17 protein-coding genes are annotated in these 14,891 nt (G+C 70.9%); 10 read left to right on the forward strand and 7 right to left on the reverse strand.

Annotated elements, in window-relative coordinates; genetic code table 11:
• Window positions 1-170: 170 nt before the first annotated feature.
• Window positions 171-1,586 carry an NADP-dependent succinic semialdehyde dehydrogenase gene (locus tag AC068D_RS31905; protein WP_478826608.1) on the reverse strand — a complete coding sequence of 472 codons (1,416 nt, stop codon included), beginning with the start codon at window positions 1,584-1,586 and terminating at the stop codon, window positions 171-173.
• A 237-nt stretch (window positions 1,587-1,823) separates the two neighbouring features.
• Here AC068D_RS31905 and AC068D_RS31910 point away from each other — a divergent pair, with 237 nt between their 5' ends.
• The 8 genes from AC068D_RS31910 (at window position 1,824) to AC068D_RS31945 (ending at window position 6,975) form a co-directional block, all read left to right on the forward strand.
• Window positions 1,824-2,585, forward strand: a complete 762-nt coding sequence (locus tag AC068D_RS31910; protein ID WP_478826609.1) for a LolA-like protein — start codon at window positions 1,824-1,826, stop codon at window positions 2,583-2,585.
• Window positions 2,586-2,654: 69 nt separating this feature from the next.
• Window positions 2,655-3,128 (forward strand): NUDIX hydrolase, encoded by a 474-nt coding sequence (locus AC068D_RS31915; RefSeq protein ID WP_478826610.1) that lies wholly within the window; start codon window positions 2,655-2,657, stop codon window positions 3,126-3,128.
• A 33-nt stretch (window positions 3,129-3,161) separates the two neighbouring features.
• Entirely contained in the window at window positions 3,162-3,842 is a 681-nt protein-coding gene (locus tag AC068D_RS31920) for a glycoside hydrolase family 75 protein (protein WP_478826611.1), read from the forward strand.
• 52 nt (window positions 3,843-3,894) lie between these two features.
• A complete protein-coding gene (locus AC068D_RS31925; RefSeq protein WP_478826612.1) occupies window positions 3,895-4,263 on the forward strand; it encodes a VOC family protein in 369 nt (122 codons plus the stop codon).
• A gap of 14 nt (window positions 4,264-4,277) precedes the next feature.
• Window positions 4,278-5,321 (forward strand): PHP domain-containing protein, encoded by a 1,044-nt coding sequence (locus AC068D_RS31930; protein WP_478826613.1) that lies wholly within the window; start codon window positions 4,278-4,280, stop codon window positions 5,319-5,321.
• Between the two features lie 256 nt (window positions 5,322-5,577).
• Entirely contained in the window at window positions 5,578-5,964 is a 387-nt protein-coding gene (locus tag AC068D_RS31935; RefSeq protein WP_478826614.1) for a hypothetical protein, read from the forward strand.
• Between the two features lie 148 nt (window positions 5,965-6,112).
• Window positions 6,113-6,454 carry an ArsR/SmtB family transcription factor gene (locus tag AC068D_RS31940; protein WP_478826615.1) on the forward strand — a complete coding sequence of 114 codons (342 nt, stop codon included), beginning with the start codon at window positions 6,113-6,115 and terminating at the stop codon, window positions 6,452-6,454.
• On the forward strand, window positions 6,451-6,975 hold the full coding sequence (locus tag AC068D_RS31945) for an SRPBCC family protein (RefSeq protein WP_478826616.1): 525 nt from the start codon (window positions 6,451-6,453) through the stop codon (window positions 6,973-6,975). Before AC068D_RS31940 ends, AC068D_RS31945 begins: the two co-directional genes overlap by 4 nt.
• A 183-nt stretch (window positions 6,976-7,158) precedes the next feature.
• On the opposite strand, the gene AC068D_RS31950 is transcribed toward AC068D_RS31945, so the two are convergent.
• From AC068D_RS31950 to AC068D_RS31965, 4 genes are all read right to left on the reverse strand, one after another.
• The gene (locus AC068D_RS31950; protein WP_478826651.1) at window positions 7,159-7,605 is read right to left on the reverse strand and encodes an SRPBCC family protein; all 447 of its coding nucleotides are present in this window, start codon (window positions 7,603-7,605) and stop codon (window positions 7,159-7,161) included.
• 389 nt (window positions 7,606-7,994) lie between these two features.
• Complete coding sequence (locus AC068D_RS31955; protein WP_478826652.1) at window positions 7,995-9,200, reverse strand: cytochrome P450 family protein; 1,206 nt, start codon at window positions 9,198-9,200, stop codon at window positions 7,995-7,997.
• 457 nt (window positions 9,201-9,657) lie between these two features.
• Window positions 9,658-10,533, reverse strand: a complete 876-nt coding sequence (locus AC068D_RS31960; RefSeq protein ID WP_478826617.1) for a class II fructose-bisphosphate aldolase — start codon at window positions 10,531-10,533, stop codon at window positions 9,658-9,660.
• A gap of 3 nt (window positions 10,534-10,536) precedes the next feature.
• Complete coding sequence (locus tag AC068D_RS31965) at window positions 10,537-11,421, reverse strand: SIS domain-containing protein (RefSeq protein ID WP_478826618.1); 885 nt, start codon at window positions 11,419-11,421, stop codon at window positions 10,537-10,539.
• Between the two features lie 142 nt (window positions 11,422-11,563).
• On the opposite strand from AC068D_RS31965, the gene AC068D_RS31970 reads away from it, so the two are divergent.
• Both AC068D_RS31970 and AC068D_RS31975 read left to right on the forward strand, forming a co-directional pair.
• Entirely contained in the window at window positions 11,564-12,343 is a 780-nt protein-coding gene (locus tag AC068D_RS31970; RefSeq protein WP_478826619.1) for a DeoR/GlpR family DNA-binding transcription regulator, read from the forward strand.
• A gap of 28 nt (window positions 12,344-12,371) precedes the next feature.
• Window positions 12,372-12,734, forward strand: a complete 363-nt coding sequence (locus tag AC068D_RS31975; RefSeq protein WP_478826620.1) for a DUF952 domain-containing protein — start codon at window positions 12,372-12,374, stop codon at window positions 12,732-12,734.
• Between the two features lie 17 nt (window positions 12,735-12,751).
• On the opposite strand, the gene AC068D_RS31980 is transcribed toward AC068D_RS31975, so the two are convergent.
• Entirely contained in the window at window positions 12,752-13,741 is a 990-nt protein-coding gene (locus AC068D_RS31980; protein ID WP_478826621.1) for an MASE1 domain-containing protein, read from the reverse strand.
• A 120-nt stretch (window positions 13,742-13,861) separates the two neighbouring features.
• Window positions 13,862-14,704, reverse strand: coding sequence for a PP2C family protein-serine/threonine phosphatase (locus AC068D_RS31985; RefSeq protein WP_478826622.1), 843 nt, complete (start codon window positions 14,702-14,704; stop codon window positions 13,862-13,864).
• Between the last annotated feature and the right edge of the window lie 187 nt (window positions 14,705-14,891).

Consider the following 14,891-nt stretch of genomic DNA (forward strand, 5'->3'; position numbering starts at 1 on the left):
GCCGCATACGGCAGGGATCCAGCAGGCTTCTTCCCCCGCTGCTTCCGGGAGTGCTCGAGGAACGGGGCGTGCCCCAACGGCGGGAGCACACCGGCGGCGCGGACGCACCGGCGGCGAGCGGTGAAGGCGCCGCGTACGGCAGCGCTCCTGAACGCCGGGCGTGTGTGCCGCTACGCGTCCCGTGCCGGCTCGGGCTCCGTGCCGCGCCAGACGGTCGTGGTGTTGCAGAACTCCTTGATGCCGTGTCCGGACAGTTCCCGCCCGTAGCCGGAGCGCTTCACACCGCCGAACGGCATCGCGGGGTGCGAGGCCGTCATCCCGTTGACGAACACCCCGCCCGCCTCCAGATCCCTCACGAAGCGGGCCACTTCGCTCTCGTCACGGGTCCAGACGTTCGAACTGAGCCCGAACGGGGTGTCGTTGGCGACGCGCACCGCCTCGTCCAGGTCCGCCACCCGGTACACGGTGGCCACCGGCCCGAAGGTCTCCTCCAGATGGATCCGCATGTCGGGTGTGATGCCGGTGAGGACGGTCGGGAGGTAGAACCAGCCGCGCGGCCGGTCCCCGGGCCGCGCTGCGCCGCACAGTGCATGAGCTCCGCGACGCAGGGCGTCGTCGACGAGTTCCTCCAGGTCGGTCCGGCCCTGCTCGCTGGCCAGCGGGCCGACCTCGGTGGATTCCTCCAGCGGGTCCCCCACCTTCAGCCCCTCCATCCGGGCGGCGAACCGTTCGACGAAGGTGTCGTACACGTCCTCGTGGACGATGAAGCGCTTGGCCGCGATGCAGGACTGGCCGTTGTTCTGGACGCGCGCGGTGACCGCCGTCCGCGCGGCCTTGTCGACGTCCGCGGACGGCATCACCACATAGGGATCGCTTCCGCCGAGCTCCAGGACGGTCTTCTTCACCTCGTCGCCCGCGACGGACGCGACCGACCGGCCGGCGGGTTCGCTGCCGGTGAGGGTCGCGGCGGCGACGCGCGGGTCGCGCAGGACTCCCTCGACCGCGCCCGAGCCGATCAGCAGGGTCTGGAAGCAGCCCTCGGGAAAGCCGGCGCGGTGAAAGAGGTAGCCCAGGTACAGGGCGGTCTGCGGGACATTCGACGCGTGCTTGAGCAGCCCGGCGTTGCCCGCCATGAGCGCCGGCGCGGCGAATCGTACGACCTGCCAGAGGGGGAAGTTCCACGGCATCACCGCCAGGACGACACCCAGCGGCCGGTAGTGGACGAAGGCCTGCACGGCCCCCGAGTCCTTCGCCTCGGCATCCCCGACCGGTTCGTCGGCGAGGAGCCGCTCGGCATGCTCGGCGTACCAGCGCATCGCCTTCACGCACTTGGCCGCCTCGGCCCTGGCCGCCGTGATCGGCTTTCCCATCTCGGTCGTCATGGTCCGCGCGATGTCCTCCTGGTCCTCCTCCAGGAGTCCGGCGGCCTTCTTGAGCAGCCGCGAGCGCTCGCCGAATCCGGTTGTGCGGTACTCCTGGAACGCCTCATGGGCGGCGGCCAACCGGCTCTCGATCGCCTCGGGCCCGAGTGCTTCGAAGGTCTTGAGCGTCTCGCCGGTCGCAGGGTTCACCGTGGCGATGGGCATGGCTGTGTCCTCCTTGGCCTCGCACCTACGACCCTGCCGCGCCCCGGGCACCGGCGCAACGCGGCGGGCACCGCGGCGTCCGCACCCGGGCTGCACGCCGCGGGGGGACGGCATTCGCGGGTCCGGCCGCCCGCCAGGTTCCGCCTGTCGGTTCACCCGGAAAGGCGCACAGTAGCCCCCAGACGTAGGCTCGCAGGGTACGGACCGCACGCCAGAGGAGTCAGGGAGGCGAGCGGCGTGACCGGACATCGTTCCCCCGCCGGAGCCCGCGCGGTGGCGGCCCGGGCGGTGGCAGTCGCGGCAGCGGCGGCCCTCGTGGCAGGCGGCGCGGCGTACGCGGGGGACGACATCGAGTCGCTCACCGCCCAGCAGATCGCCGACCGGGCCAAGGAGGCCGTGCAGGGCGCCGAGTCGGTACACATCGAGGCCGAGGGCGATCTGGACAGCCCGAGCTCGACGAACGAGCTCGACCTCACGCTGGACCGGCAGGGGAACTGCGCCGGCTCGGTGCACATGGGTTCCCTGGGGTCCGTCGAGATCATCAAGCGCGGCGACACGGTGTGGCTGAAGCCGGACGAGGCCTTCTGGAAGAACCAGGTGCCGGGGACCGGGGAGGCGGCGGCGGAGTTGTTCAAGGACCGCTACCTGCGCGGAACCACGAACGACACGATGCTCCGGAGCATGACCGAAGTGTGCGATCTCGACGGGTTGCTGGACTCGGTCACCGCCCGGAGCACACCGGTCCCGCTCACCAAGGGGCCGAAGACGAAGGTCGACGGCGTCGACGTCATCCCCGTGACGGGGAAGCGTGCCGGGCGCACCACGACCATGTACGTCGCCACCGAGGGCAAGCCCTATCCGGTGCGGCTGACCGCCACGGGCCCGGGTGCGAAGAAGGCGACGGTCACCCTCTCCGACTACGACAAGCCGGTGCCGTCGGCCACTCCCCCGGCGGAGCGGACCGTCGACATTTCCACGCTGATGGAACGGCACGGCTGAGCCGGAGACCGGGCGTCACGGCGTGCCGCACCGATGGCGGTGGGGTGCCGTGGGCGACAGACTCGGCGCATGCCGGACAAGCGAAGCGCCGGACTGCTTCTCTTCCGGCCCGCGGGCCGGAGCATCGAGGTGCTCATCGGGCACATGGGAGGCCCTTTCTGGGCGGCGCGGGACGCGGGCGCATGGTCGATCCCCAAGGGGGAGCACGGCCCTGAGGAGGAACCGGAGGCCGCCGCATGCAGGGAGTTCGAGGAGGAACTCGGGCTGCCCGTCCCCGCCGGAGACCGCGTAGCGCTGGGCGAGAGCCGTCAACCGGGCGGCAAGATCGTCACGATCTGGGCGGTCGAGGGCGACCTCGATCCGGACCGGGTGCAGCCCGGCACTTTCACCATGGAGTGGCCGCCGCGGTCCGGCGTACTGGGCGAGTTCCCGGAGATCGACCGGGTCGGCTGGTTCTCCCTGGAGCGGGCTGCGGAGCTGCTCGTCCCGGGACAGCGGATCTTCCTGGACCGGCTCGGCCACCACGTGCGCGACGACCGCTGACCGCGGCCGTTCCCCCAACGGAGGGATCTCCCCGTGTCCCCTTGTCTCAAGGCCACCGCCGCCACCGGCGTGGCGCTGCTCACCGCCACCGTGCTCCCCAGCGACGCGACCGCCCGTACGGCCGCCGAGGGATCGGTGACGGCGGAGGAGCTGCTGACCAAGGTCAAGAACTGTGCGCGGATCTCGAACGGCTTCTACCGGGCCGATGCGGACCAGGCCGCGAACATACCGGTGTGCGGCACGAAGGATGCCGTGTTCTGGAAGGCGGACATGGACATCGACTGCGACGGGCAGCGCACGACCCGCTGCAACAGGCGCACGGACCCGAACTTCCAGGCCCAGACCGCCTTCCAGCAGTCCGACGGAAAGCACCTCAACTCCGAGAAGCTCCCCTTCGTGGTCGTCCCCAGCCCGAGTTCCCTGTGGAAGTTCACCTCGTACGGGCTGCGCGGCGGCAGCGTCGTGGCCGTCGTCCACGGCAACAAGGTGCAGTACGCGGTCGTCGGCGACACCGGTCCCGCCGGCCTGATCGGTGAGGCCTCCTACGCCACGGCCAAGGCCCTCGGCATCAACCCCGACCCGCACAACGGCGGTGCCGGATCGGGTGTCACGTACATATTGTTCCGTGCTTCGAAGGTCTCCCCCATCGAGTCCCACCAGGCGGCGGTCACACTGGGTGACACGCTGGCGCGGAAGTTCGTCGGTCGCCCGTGACAGCACCGAGGAGGAGGATGAGGGGGCAGGCATCGAGGAGAGGGGAAGCGTCATGCTGGGAGAGAGCAGGGCATTCAGCGGCTTCTCGGCCGACGACATCGCGAAGGCGAAGCAGTTCTACGGCGGGACGCTCGGACTGCGGGTCTCCGAGGAGCACGGGCTGCTCGTCCTGCACCTCGCCGGGGACACGAGAGTGCTCGTGTACCCGAAGGACGATCACACCCCCGCGGCCTTCACCGTGCTCAACTTCCCGGTGGACGACATCGACAGGACGGTCGACGAACTGGTCGCAAGGGGTGTGACCTTCGAGCGCTACGAGGGCTTCGGACAGGACGAGAAGGGGATCGCCCGCGGCGAGGGCCCGGACATCGCCTGGTTCACCGATCCGGCGGGCAACATCCTGTCCGTGCTCAAGGAGTAGTCCTCCGATCAGCCATGGAACCGGTGGAGGCACTGGAGCGGATCGCGTTCCTTCTGGAGCGCTCCGGAGCTCCGACGTACCGGGTGCGGGCCTTCCGTACGGCGGCAGCGGCCGTCGCCGCACTCGGCGAACGCGACGTGCACGAGCGGGCCGCTGCCGGGTCGCTCGAGGAGGTGCGGGGACTCGGGCCCAAGACCGCACAGGTGGTGCGGGAGGCCCTCACCGGGAAGGTGCCCGCCTATCTGCAACGGCTGGAACAGGATTCGGCCGCACCGCTTGCCGAGGACGCGCCCGGTGGGCGCCTGCGTGCGCTGCTGCGCGGCGACTGCCATCTGCATTCGGACTGGTCCGACGGCGGCAGTCCGATCGGGACGATGGCGAGAACCGCGGCGCAGCTGGGGCACGAATGGGCAGTGCTCACCGATCACTCCCCGCGGCTGACGGTCGCACGCGGGCTGTCGGCGGAGCGGTTGCGCGAGCAGTTGGACGTGGTGGCGGAACTCAACCGCAGCTGGGCGCCGTTCCGGCTGCTCACCGGGATCGAGTGCGACATCCTTCCGGACGGTTCGCTCGATCAGGAAACGGAGCTCCTCGACCGCCTGGATCTGGTGGTGGCGTCCGCGCACTCCCAACTACGGATGGATGCGCGGCCGATGACCCGCCGTCTGATCACCGCTGTTGCGAATCCGCTGGTGGATGTGCTGGGTCACTGCACGGGAAGGCTGCTGACGGGGCGTGATGGTGGGCGGGGACGGCCGGAGTCGGAGTTCGACGCCGAGAAGGTGTTCGCAGCGTGTGTCGAGCACGGAACGGCGGTGGAGATCAACTGCCGTCCGGAGCGCCTCGACCCGCCACGGCGGCTGCTCCGGACGGCCGTCGAGGCCGGGGCACTGTTCGCCATCGACACGGATGCGCATGCCCCGGGTCAGCTGGACTGGCAGTGGTACGGCTGCGCGCGGGCCGAGGAGTGCGGGGTGCCGGAGTCCCGGGTCGTCAACACATGGGGCGTGGAGGACCTGCTGCACTGGGCGAGGACGCGCACGACCCCGGACGGGTGACCATCAGCCCTGCCGCCGCGACCGGCGGCGACGGCCCGCTCGTCGGCCGGACACGCCCCAGGGAACAGGGTGAGCGGCCCGGCGGCCGGCTTCCATGCTGTTGCGCAACTCGACGGATCCGGACGCGCCGCCCGATCCGCCGCTCGACCCGCGGACCGGTGTTCCCCGACGTCGCCCGGGCCCTTCCCGTGCTGTGCGCGGCCTGAGGTGGGACCTTGGAGGGGTAGGCCGCAGTGCAGAGAGGACGGGGATCACGGTGACCGAGACGGACAAGCACGGCGAGGAAGTATCGGTGCAGCTCAGCGGCGCACCTGAGGACGCGGACGCCGTCTTCGGCGCCCTGCTCGCGGCGTACCCCTGCGACCGTGGGGCCGAGGAGCACCCGCATGCGATCGGCAAGGGCGGCCACCCGACGATCTGGATGGCCACCTACGACGTGTCACCCGCGGACAGTGCCGCGCCTGTCGCCACAACGGCGCTCGGCGCGCCCGTGGCAGCGGAACTCTCCGGCTCGTACCCGGCGGTGGACCGGCTGGCCAAGGCGCTCACCTCTGGCTTCGCCGTCGAGGTCGAGCACGCCGTGTCGGGCGACGGTGAGAAGCAGCTGCGGTTGCGACTGGGTTCAGCGGCGAAGGCCGCCTGACCTGGACGGCCAGCGGCCGCTCGGGGCGGAGCCGGCCGGATCCCCGGCACCGCCCGGCTCCCCGGAGTTCCGTGGCCGGGCCTGAGGGCAGGTTGTCGCGGCATGTATGCCTTGACAGGCATATAACTGCTGGAGCATATTCATTGCCATGACAGACGCGATCTGGTCTGCCCTGGTGGACCCCCACCGGCGGGCGGTGCTCGATCTGCTGCGCGACCGCCATCGCTCGGTCGGCGAGCTGGTCGAGGTGCTCGGCCAGTCGCAGCCGAATGTGTCGAAGCATCTGAGGGTGCTGCGGGACGCCGGGCTCGTCAGGGTGACAAAGCAGGCCCAGCAGCGCATCTACGCGATCGAGCCCGGCCCGATCGCGGAGCTGGACGCCTGGCTGGAGCCTTACCGACGCCTGTGGACCGACCGTCTCGATGCACTCGGCCGCCATCTCGACGCAGACGTCGCCGATCGCGCCGACCGCACAGAGGAGCCATCATGAACCACGGAACCTTCACCGCCTTCGAGGGCCGTCCGGCCGTCCGGTTCGAGCGCTCGTACCCTCATCCCGTCGAACGGGTCTGGGCCGCCGTGTCGGAGCCGGAGGGACTCGCCCACTGGTTCCCCTCGAAGGTCCGGCTGGAGCCGGAGGCCGGAGGAAAGATCGAGTTCTTCGACGACCCCAACCTGCCGTTCTCGACCGGCACGGTCCTGGCCTTCGACCCGCCGCACCGACTCGCCTTCACCTGGGAGGACGACGAGATCCATCTGGAGCTCGTGCCCGAGGGTGACGGCTGCCGGCTGACACTGACCAATGTGCTCGCGGAACGGAACACCGCTGCACGCAATGCCGCGGGCTGGAGTGTCTGCATCGGCGAACTGGACAAGCATCTCGCCGGTGCCCGCGCGGACGGACCGCACAGTGCCTCGGCCTCGGCCTGGCAGCCGTACTACGACACCTATCTTGCCGAGGGCATGCCTTCGGGAGCCAGGATCCCGGGCACGCCGCAGCAGGACGTCTGACGGGAGACGCGGGTGTGCCGCCGGCAACGGGGCACGGTCCCCGGTACCCAGGCCGGCCGACCCTGGAACCGCCTCCTGCGGAACGGGTCGTCTGCGCCACACAGGGCGCGATGACCGGGGCGGGGCTGCCCGCGGCACTGCTGTGCCCACCCTGCCCGGGCCGCTCGCTCCGGCAGGTGCGGCTCAGGACGCCTCGACGGCCGCCTTGATGCGGTGGGCGAAGGCATCCGCGTCCTTGCGTGCGGCGCTCAGTGCGAACCCCACGATCAGCTTGCCCAGGCCATGGCCCTCGAGTGTGTTGAAGACCCTCAACCGGGTCCTGCCTGTGTCGACGGCCTCGAGGTCGTACCCGCCCTCGGGTGCGGTCACCACATTCTTCGAGATCTCGGTCCAGCGAATTCTGCGGGGAGGCTCGAATTCAGCGATACGGAACTCGCGGCCCGTCGTCATCCCGGCGTCCTTGACCCTGCTCCGGTAGACGGTCCCGACGGCCGTCGGCCCTTCGGTCGCCTTCGTGATCTGCTGCACCCTCGGACTGAACTTCGGATCGTTCTCACCGTCGGCGAGGAACGCGAAGACCTCCTCGACAGGACGGTCGATCACGACCGTCGCCTCGAACCGTCCGGCCATGGTCTCTCCTTGCTCGCTCATGCCCGCAGGACCGCCACACCCCAGCCTCGCAGACCCGCGGACGGCCCACCCACCGGATCCGTGCACCCAGGGAGCCGGTGCACCTGGTGTGCACACCGGAGCGGAGGACGGCTCCTGGCGACAGGCCTGCACGGCAACGCGTGTGACGGTCGCCGTCCTCACGACCCGGCCCGCACCGCCGTTTCCTCACCGTCCGCTGTCCGGGTGACGGCAGCGACGGCCCGAGGCAGCCGCCGGTGGCACGGTGCCCGGGCGGGCGCCTCGGGCCGTCGGAGGCCCGGTGCCCGGCGACATGGGGCCGGATCCCGCCGGCCGGGTCGCCGGGTAGCCGCGCAACCGGGCGCCACCGGTTGGCACGGCGTTGAGGCCTACGGACGCAGCCGCACCGGCAGCTCCCGCACACTGTTGCCGACGAAACTGGCGTGGCGCGGCAGTTCGGCCTCGGGGAGGGCCAGGTCCAGCGACGGGAATCGGGCGAACAGCCGCTCGAGGGCGAGGGTCGCCTCCATCCGGGCCAGTGGGGCGCCCAGACAGTAGTGGGGACCGTGGCCCAGAGAGAGATGGCGCGACGCGGAGCTGCGGGTGATGTCGAAGCGGTCTGCGTCCTGGCCGTGTGCGGCCGTGTCCCGTCCTGCCGCCGAGTAGCCGGCGAGGACCGGAGTGCCCCTGGGGATGACGGCGCCGTCCAGAGTGAGGTCCTTCGTCGGATAGCGGAAGGGGAAGTAGCTGACCGGGCTGTCCCAGCGCAGGGTTTCCTCGACCACGTCCGACCAGCTCGCCGCACCGTCCTGGACCAGGGCGAGCTGGTCGCGGTGCGCGCACAGCGCCCGGACCGCATTGGTGATCAGATTCAGGGTGGTCTCGTGACCCGCGATGATCATCAGCAGCAGGGTGCCGATGAGCTCGTGCCGGCCGAGCCGGTCGCCGTCCTCCTCGCGTGCGGCGATCAGCGCGCTCGTGAGGTCGTCGCCGGGATCGGCCGTGCGCGCCGCAGCGACGTCGGTGAGCACCGCGACCAGCTCCTTGTTGGCGGCCATGGCCTCTTCGGGACCGATGTCGGTGGCGACGACCTGGTTGGACAGATGGTGCAGCCGGTCCTGGTGTCCGGACTCCACGCCGAGCAGTTCGCAGATGACGCCCATGGGCAGCGGCAGGGCGAAGTGCCGGCGCAGATCGGCGGTGCCGCCACCGTCCGCGGCGGCGACCTCGAGGCCGTCGAGCAGTTCGGCGGTCACCGTCTCGATGCGCGGGCGCAGTTCCTCGACGCGGCGCGCGGTGAACGCCTTGCTCACCAGCGCCCTCAGCCGCCGGTGATCGGTCCCGTCGGCGGTCGTCATTCCCTGCACGGTCGCGAAGGTCTTCAGCGGCCAGCCGTCGGCGATCCTCCCCTCCCGCAGGGCGGTGAAGTGCGCGGCGCCCTTGGCCACGTCCGGGTGGGCGAGGAATTCCCTGAGCGCGTCGTGCCCGAGAACGGCCATTCCCTCGACCTCACCGGGAAGCACGACCGGGGTCACGGCGCCCCGGGCGAGGAGCCGGGCGTTGTCCGCATGGGGGCAGCCGCCTGCCGGGTCCATACGATGCGGGACGGTGGGCGAGGTGCTCAACGGAGTCTCCTGTCTGTCGTGCCGCCGCGAGCCCCTTCCGGCCCTGTCCCAGGACACGCCGGGGCGATCGGAAGCAACCAGATCCTACGAGCAACCGAGCCTGCCCGAACACCAGTTGGACAACTCAGACCTGCGTGCGGCGGCGGGAACTCGCGTCCGCACCCGACGCATGACAGACAGCGGACACTCCTTGCGGTCGAGCGGATTGCGGTCGGTGCCCGGCCGGCTGGGGACGGTGCCGCCGACCGGTGCGTACCGCTCGAACTCGCTCTCGAGGACACCCTCGCCGCGGGTCAGTCCCGGCAGCTGCTGCTCCGGCCCGTGGACCCGGTCGGCAACCGGATTCCGGGAGTCGAGCGGGCCACGCTTCGCACAGGAACGGGGCGGTCGCACCCACGCCGGTCGCGGGGCAGCCCGCTCGCTGTCGTCATCCGGCCGGGGCCGCCTGCTCCCCCGCCCGGAGCACACCGATCAGCTTGGTGACCGTTGCTGCCATCGCCCTTCTGCCGACGGACAGATACGTGCGGGAGTCGACCGCATCGGCGTGGGCGGCCAGATGGTCACGGATCGCACCGGTCATCGCCAGGTTCAGCGCCGTCCCGATGTTGACCTTCACAATCCCGCCGGACACCGCCGCCGTCAGCTCCGGGTGCGGGACGCCCGACGAGCCGTGCAGCACCAGCGGAACCTCGAGCGCCAGGGCCAGCCGGGCCAGCAGCCCGTGGTCGAGCGAGGCCGTACGGGCCGTCATCGCATGCGCGCTGCCGATCGCGACGGCGAGTGCATCCACCCCGGCCTCCTCCACGAATCCTCGTGCCTCGTCCGGATCGGTACGCGCCCCCGGCGCATGGGCGTCCAGCGGCGCTTCCCCGCCCTTGCCACCGATCTCGCCCAGCTCTGCCTCGAACCAGAGCCCGTTGGCATGTGCCCAGTGGGATGCGGCGCGCGTCGCAGCGAGGTTCTCCAGGTAGGGCAGATGCGAGGCGTCGTACATCACGGAGCTGAACCCGGCGTCGGCCGCCTGCCGGAGCAGAGCCGCGCTCTTGACGTGGTCCAGATGGAGAGCGACGGGTACGGAGGCGGCCCGGGCCGCCTCGACGGCGGCGCGGGCGAGCGGACGGACCCGGCCGTAGCGGTACTTCACCGCGTTCTCGCTGATCTGCAGGATGACCGGCGAGCACGCGGACTCCGCACCGGCGACGACGGCTTCGGCGTGCTCCAGCGTGATGATGTTGAACGCGGCCACGGCCCGGCGTTCCTCGGCGGCCTCGGCGACGAGTGTCCCGGTCTCGGCGAGCGGCATCGGTCAGGCTCCGGCGAGGATGACGGAACGGGTGAGGTGGCGGGGGTGATCCGGGTCCAGACCGCGGGCGTTCGCAACGGCGACCGCCAGTCGCTGGGCCCGTACCAGCTCGGCCAGGGGGTCGAGCCCCCCGGCCACCCACATCCCGCCGGTGGCGTGCACTTCGTCGGCCAGTCCTGACGGTGCGTCACCGATCATCCAGGTGGCCGTACCTCGCGTACTGACGCTGATCGGGCCGTGCCGGTACTCCATCGCCGGATAGGCCTCGGCCCACGACGCCGACGCCTCCCGCATCTTCAGCGCCGCCTCACTGGCGAGGCCGACGGTCCAGCCGCGACCCAGGAAGGTGAACTGTGAACAACCGGCCAGCCACAGGGGCAGTGGCTCGGCCAGCGCGTCGCGGGCATCGTCGACGACGGCGTCGGTGTGCAGCCCGGTGTGGGTACGCAGAAGAGTGAGGGCCGAGGTGGCGAACCGTGTCTGAACCACGGACCGCTCGTCGGCGAAGTCCAGGACGACGACCTCGTCCGCGGCCGTCGTCACCGGTGTGGCGGGGTCGGCGGTGATCGCGGTCGTACGGGCCCTTCCGCGCAGCCGGCCGAGAAGTTCGAGCACTTCGGTCGTGGTGCCTGAGCGGGTGAGCGCGACGACCCGGTCGTAGTGGCGCCCGCAGGGGAACTCGGATGCCGCGAATGCGTCCGACTCGCCCTGCCCCGCGCCCTCACGCAGCGCGGCCGCGGCCTGGCCCATGAACAGAGAGGTCCCGCAGCCCACGAACGCCACCCGCTCACCTTCGGCCGGGAGCGCCCCGGCCCGGCTCGCAGCCAGCTCCGCGGCCCGGGCCCAGCACTCGGGCTGGCTCGCCAGCTCGTTCGCCACATGACTCATAAGTGTGCTCCGTCCTTCGGGTGGGACACTCCAGCTGTGCTCATTCATGCAAAGTAGCGCGATGTTTCAAACACTTTCAAGCAATGCAGGAAGGAGAGCGTGCGCTAAGGTCACGTTGGACGTTCGAGGAAGGGAGCTGTGGATGTCCCGCGACGCCCGTTGGAAGACACTGCTGGAACTGCTGGTCGAGCAGGGCCGGCTGGACGTCGAGGAGGCCGCGGCCGCACTGGATGTCTCGGCAGCGACGATCCGGCGCGATTTCGACCAGCTCGCCGAGCAGCAGATGCTCGTCCGCACGCGTGGCGGCGCCGTTGTGCACGGGGTGTCGTACGAACTCCCTTTGCGCTACAAGACATCCCGGCGCGCGGCGGAGAAGCAACGCATCAGTGCGGCCGTCGCCGGGCTGATCCAGCCGGGTGAGGCGGTGGGGTTCACCGGCGGCACCACGACCACGGAGGTCGCCCGGGCCCTGGCAGGGCGCCCCGACCTGGCTTCCGGCTCCCCGGCGCTCACGATCGTCACCAATGCCCTCAACATCGCCAACGAGCTGGCGATCCGGCCCCAGTTCAAGATCGTCGTGACCGGCGGGGTGGCCCGTCCGCAGTCGTACGAGCTCATCGGTCCGCTCGCCGACGGTGTGCTCGGCCAGATCACCATGGATGTCGCGGTCCTGGGCGTGGACGCCTTCGACGTGGACCACGGAGCAGCGGCACACGACGAGGACGAGGCCGCGATCAACCGACTGCTGTGCGAGCGCGCACAAAGGGTGGTGGTCGCCGCCGACTCGACCAAACTGGCGGCCCGCGCCTTCGCACGCATCTGCGGCGCCGACCAGGTGGACACGCTGGTGACGGACACCGCCGTGCCCGACGGGACCGCGGCCCGGTTCGAAGAAGCGGGCGTGACCGTCATCCGGGCCTGACGGGCGCCGGCCGGGCTATAACTGAACGATGATCATCCATGTGGTCCCGCTCGACGACTGGCTCACCATCCCCGAACGGCCGTACGCTCCCAGGTCCTTCGCCGCGGAGGGCTTCATCCACTGCTCTCCCGACGAACCGACGACGCTCGCGGTCGTCAACGCCTACTACCGTGAGACTCCAGGCCCGTTGATGGCCCTGCTCATCGACGAGGGCAGGCTGCGGTCCCCGGTCCGATTCGAGCCGGCCGGGTCCTCCCCGCCGCCCGGCGTCGACCCCGGCACGCTGTTCCCGCACGTCTACGGACCGATCGACCGGGAGGCCGTTGAAGGGCTGCTGGAGATCCAGCGGGACGAGGAGGGCCACGCCGTCGGGTTCGCACCCTGGGCATGACGGCCGGGCGAGGGTGGTCAGCCTCCGGCATCCTCCGGCGGCGGCCACCTCCGGACCGCGTTGCCGGGAGACAGCCTCTCGACGACTTCCGCCAGATCGGCGCAAGCCTGTTCGATCTTCTGCCGGACGCCCTTCGCCTCGGTCACGATCGCCGACAGCAGCAGGCCGGTGAGCGCCGCGGAGGCGTTGAGCGCCTGGAGAGTGCCCATGACCGCGAAGAGACCGTGCTCGCCGAACGGCCCTGCCCGGTCGGTCGCGGCCGTGATCGCCAGGACGGACACGATCAGTACGCAGGGGGCGGCGCCGGGCAGCTGGAAGCGCAGCGCCCCCCAGATCAGCAGGGGGAAGACGAGGAACAGGAGCGAGAGGTCGCTCCGTGTGGTGACGACCGTGACGGCGGCGACGCCGAGGGCCAGCAGCGCGGCCTCGAGCACGCGGGCCGGCCGGGCGTCGGCCGGCCACCGGTAGTTCCGGGCCACCAGCATCAGCGGAGTGATCACCAGGACGCCCATGGCGTCGCCCGCCCACCACGCGGACCAGACCGGCCAGAAACTGCCACTGGCGAGCTGGCCGCCCAGCACCAGCATGCCCGTCCCGACCGTCGCGCTGATCAGCATCCCGGCGAAGGCCCCGAGGAACACCAGCGCCACCCCGTCCCTCAGCCGGTCGAGCTCGGACCGGAAGCCCACCCGGCGGAGCATCGCATAGGCGCATACCGGGGCGAGGCTGTTCCCCGCGAGGATACCGAGGGCGAAGGGCCGGAAGGGGCTGATGGCCAGGATGACGAGGAGGGTTCCGAGGGCCACTCCGGGCCAGATCCGCAGCCCGAACCAGATCAGAGAGGCCAGGGCAATGCCCGTGGGCGGCCAGAGCGGAGTGACCACGGCGCCCTCGACGACCACTTGCAGGGTCAGTCCGACGCGCGCGGCCGCATAGTAGGCGAGCGCGACGGCGAGCATGAGGACGATCACCGCGCTGTGACGCCGGATTTCCCTGGTGCGGACCACGCCTTCATCACACAACGTCCCCCGGCCGGAGCGCCGCCGTGACACGCGCCGCAGCGACTTCGGCGCGCCCGGCGCCGCGAAGTCACCCGGGCGGCTCCGCTCCCGAGAACGTGGCCGTCGTCAGTCGGCCGTCCCCCGCGGGGGCATGTCATGGCGCAGCACGAGCACGGCGGCGTCGTCCGTGTGGTCGGTGAACTCGCCCGCCGTCATCACCTCGGCGGCGATCTCCTCGGCGCCGAGCCCGGCACTGGTGGCGGCGCCGACCAGCCGCGTCACGCGGTCCAGGCCAGCGTCCACGGACACGTCCGGCCCCTCTATCAGCCCGTCCGTGAGCACGACGAATGCCCCGCCCCGGGTCAGCTGACGCCTGGTCACCGGATATCCCTCGCCGGCCTGGATTCCCAGCGGCAGTCCTCCGTCGTCCTGGGCCACACCGCAGCGGCCGTCGTCCGTGGCCCAGATCGCGGGCACATGGCCGGCCCGGGCACTCTCGACGACCCAGGCCGCCGGGTCGAAGCGCACGAAGGTGCAGGTCGCGAAGAGATCGCGGCCCACGGACACCAGAAGGTCATTGGCCCGGCTCAGTACCTCTCCGGGGTCGGTGGCCGCCGTGGCGACCGCACGCAGCCCGATACGGATCTGCCCCATGAAGGCGGCCGCCTCCACATCGTGGCCCTGCACGTCCCCGATGGAGAAGGCGAGCGAGCCGTCGGGCATCACAAACCCGTCGTACCAGTCTCCGCCGATCTCGAGGCCGTCGCGGGCTGGTGCGTAGCGTGCGGCGGTTCGCAGACCGGGCACGGACGGCAGCATCGAAGGGAGCATGTCCCGCTGCAGGGCCACGGCCAGGTCCACCCGTGCCCTGTGGTGCTCTGCGCCTTCCCGGGCCTGTGCGGTGAGACGCCCGAGCGTGGTCAGGAGGTCGTCAGCGCTCGCCGACCTCGGGGGACGACGCCGCGTCATTGACCGCTCCGATGTACCGCGCCGATGGTGAGCGTCCCGCACCTGACGGAACGTCGTTCATCATACTTCCGGGTCCTGGGGGCCGCTTGACGAAGCGACCGCCCTCCCCCTCGTCCATGATCGCCGCCGTCCCGGCACAGCACACCAGGAGGCACCCCAGGTGACCAGGCCCGGTGCGGCGTCCACG

It is taken from the genome of Streptomyces sp. NPDC043861, from assembly GCF_056435905.1.

Excerpts from the sequence above, each read along its gene's own strand:
- AC068D_RS31905 (WP_478826608.1), bottom strand. The coding sequence starts at position 1,586 with ATGCCCATCGCCACGGTGAACCCTGCGACCGGCGAGACGCTCAAGACC.
- AC068D_RS31915 (WP_478826610.1), top strand. The coding sequence starts at position 2,655 with ATGCCGGACAAGCGAAGCGCCGGACTGCTTCTCTTCCGGCCCGCGGGC.
- AC068D_RS31925 (WP_478826612.1), top strand. The coding sequence starts at position 3,895 with ATGCTGGGAGAGAGCAGGGCATTCAGCGGCTTCTCGGCCGACGACATC.
- AC068D_RS31930 (WP_478826613.1), top strand. The coding sequence starts at position 4,278 with ATGGAACCGGTGGAGGCACTGGAGCGGATCGCGTTCCTTCTGGAGCGC.
- AC068D_RS31940 (WP_478826615.1), top strand. The coding sequence starts at position 6,113 with ATGACAGACGCGATCTGGTCTGCCCTGGTGGACCCCCACCGGCGGGCG.
- AC068D_RS31945 (WP_478826616.1), top strand. The coding sequence starts at position 6,451 with ATGAACCACGGAACCTTCACCGCCTTCGAGGGCCGTCCGGCCGTCCGG.
- AC068D_RS31950 (WP_478826651.1), bottom strand. The coding sequence starts at position 7,605 with ATGGCCGGACGGTTCGAGGCGACGGTCGTGATCGACCGTCCTGTCGAG.
- AC068D_RS31955 (WP_478826652.1), bottom strand. The coding sequence starts at position 9,200 with ATGGACCCGGCAGGCGGCTGCCCCCATGCGGACAACGCCCGGCTCCTC.
- AC068D_RS31960 (WP_478826617.1), bottom strand. The coding sequence starts at position 10,533 with ATGCCGCTCGCCGAGACCGGGACACTCGTCGCCGAGGCCGCCGAGGAA.
- AC068D_RS31965 (WP_478826618.1), bottom strand. The coding sequence starts at position 11,421 with ATGAGTCATGTGGCGAACGAGCTGGCGAGCCAGCCCGAGTGCTGGGCC.
- AC068D_RS31970 (WP_478826619.1), top strand. The coding sequence starts at position 11,564 with ATGTCCCGCGACGCCCGTTGGAAGACACTGCTGGAACTGCTGGTCGAG.
- AC068D_RS31975 (WP_478826620.1), top strand. The coding sequence starts at position 12,372 with ATGATCATCCATGTGGTCCCGCTCGACGACTGGCTCACCATCCCCGAA.
- AC068D_RS31985 (WP_478826622.1), bottom strand. The coding sequence starts at position 14,704 with ATGACGCGGCGTCGTCCCCCGAGGTCGGCGAGCGCTGACGACCTCCTG.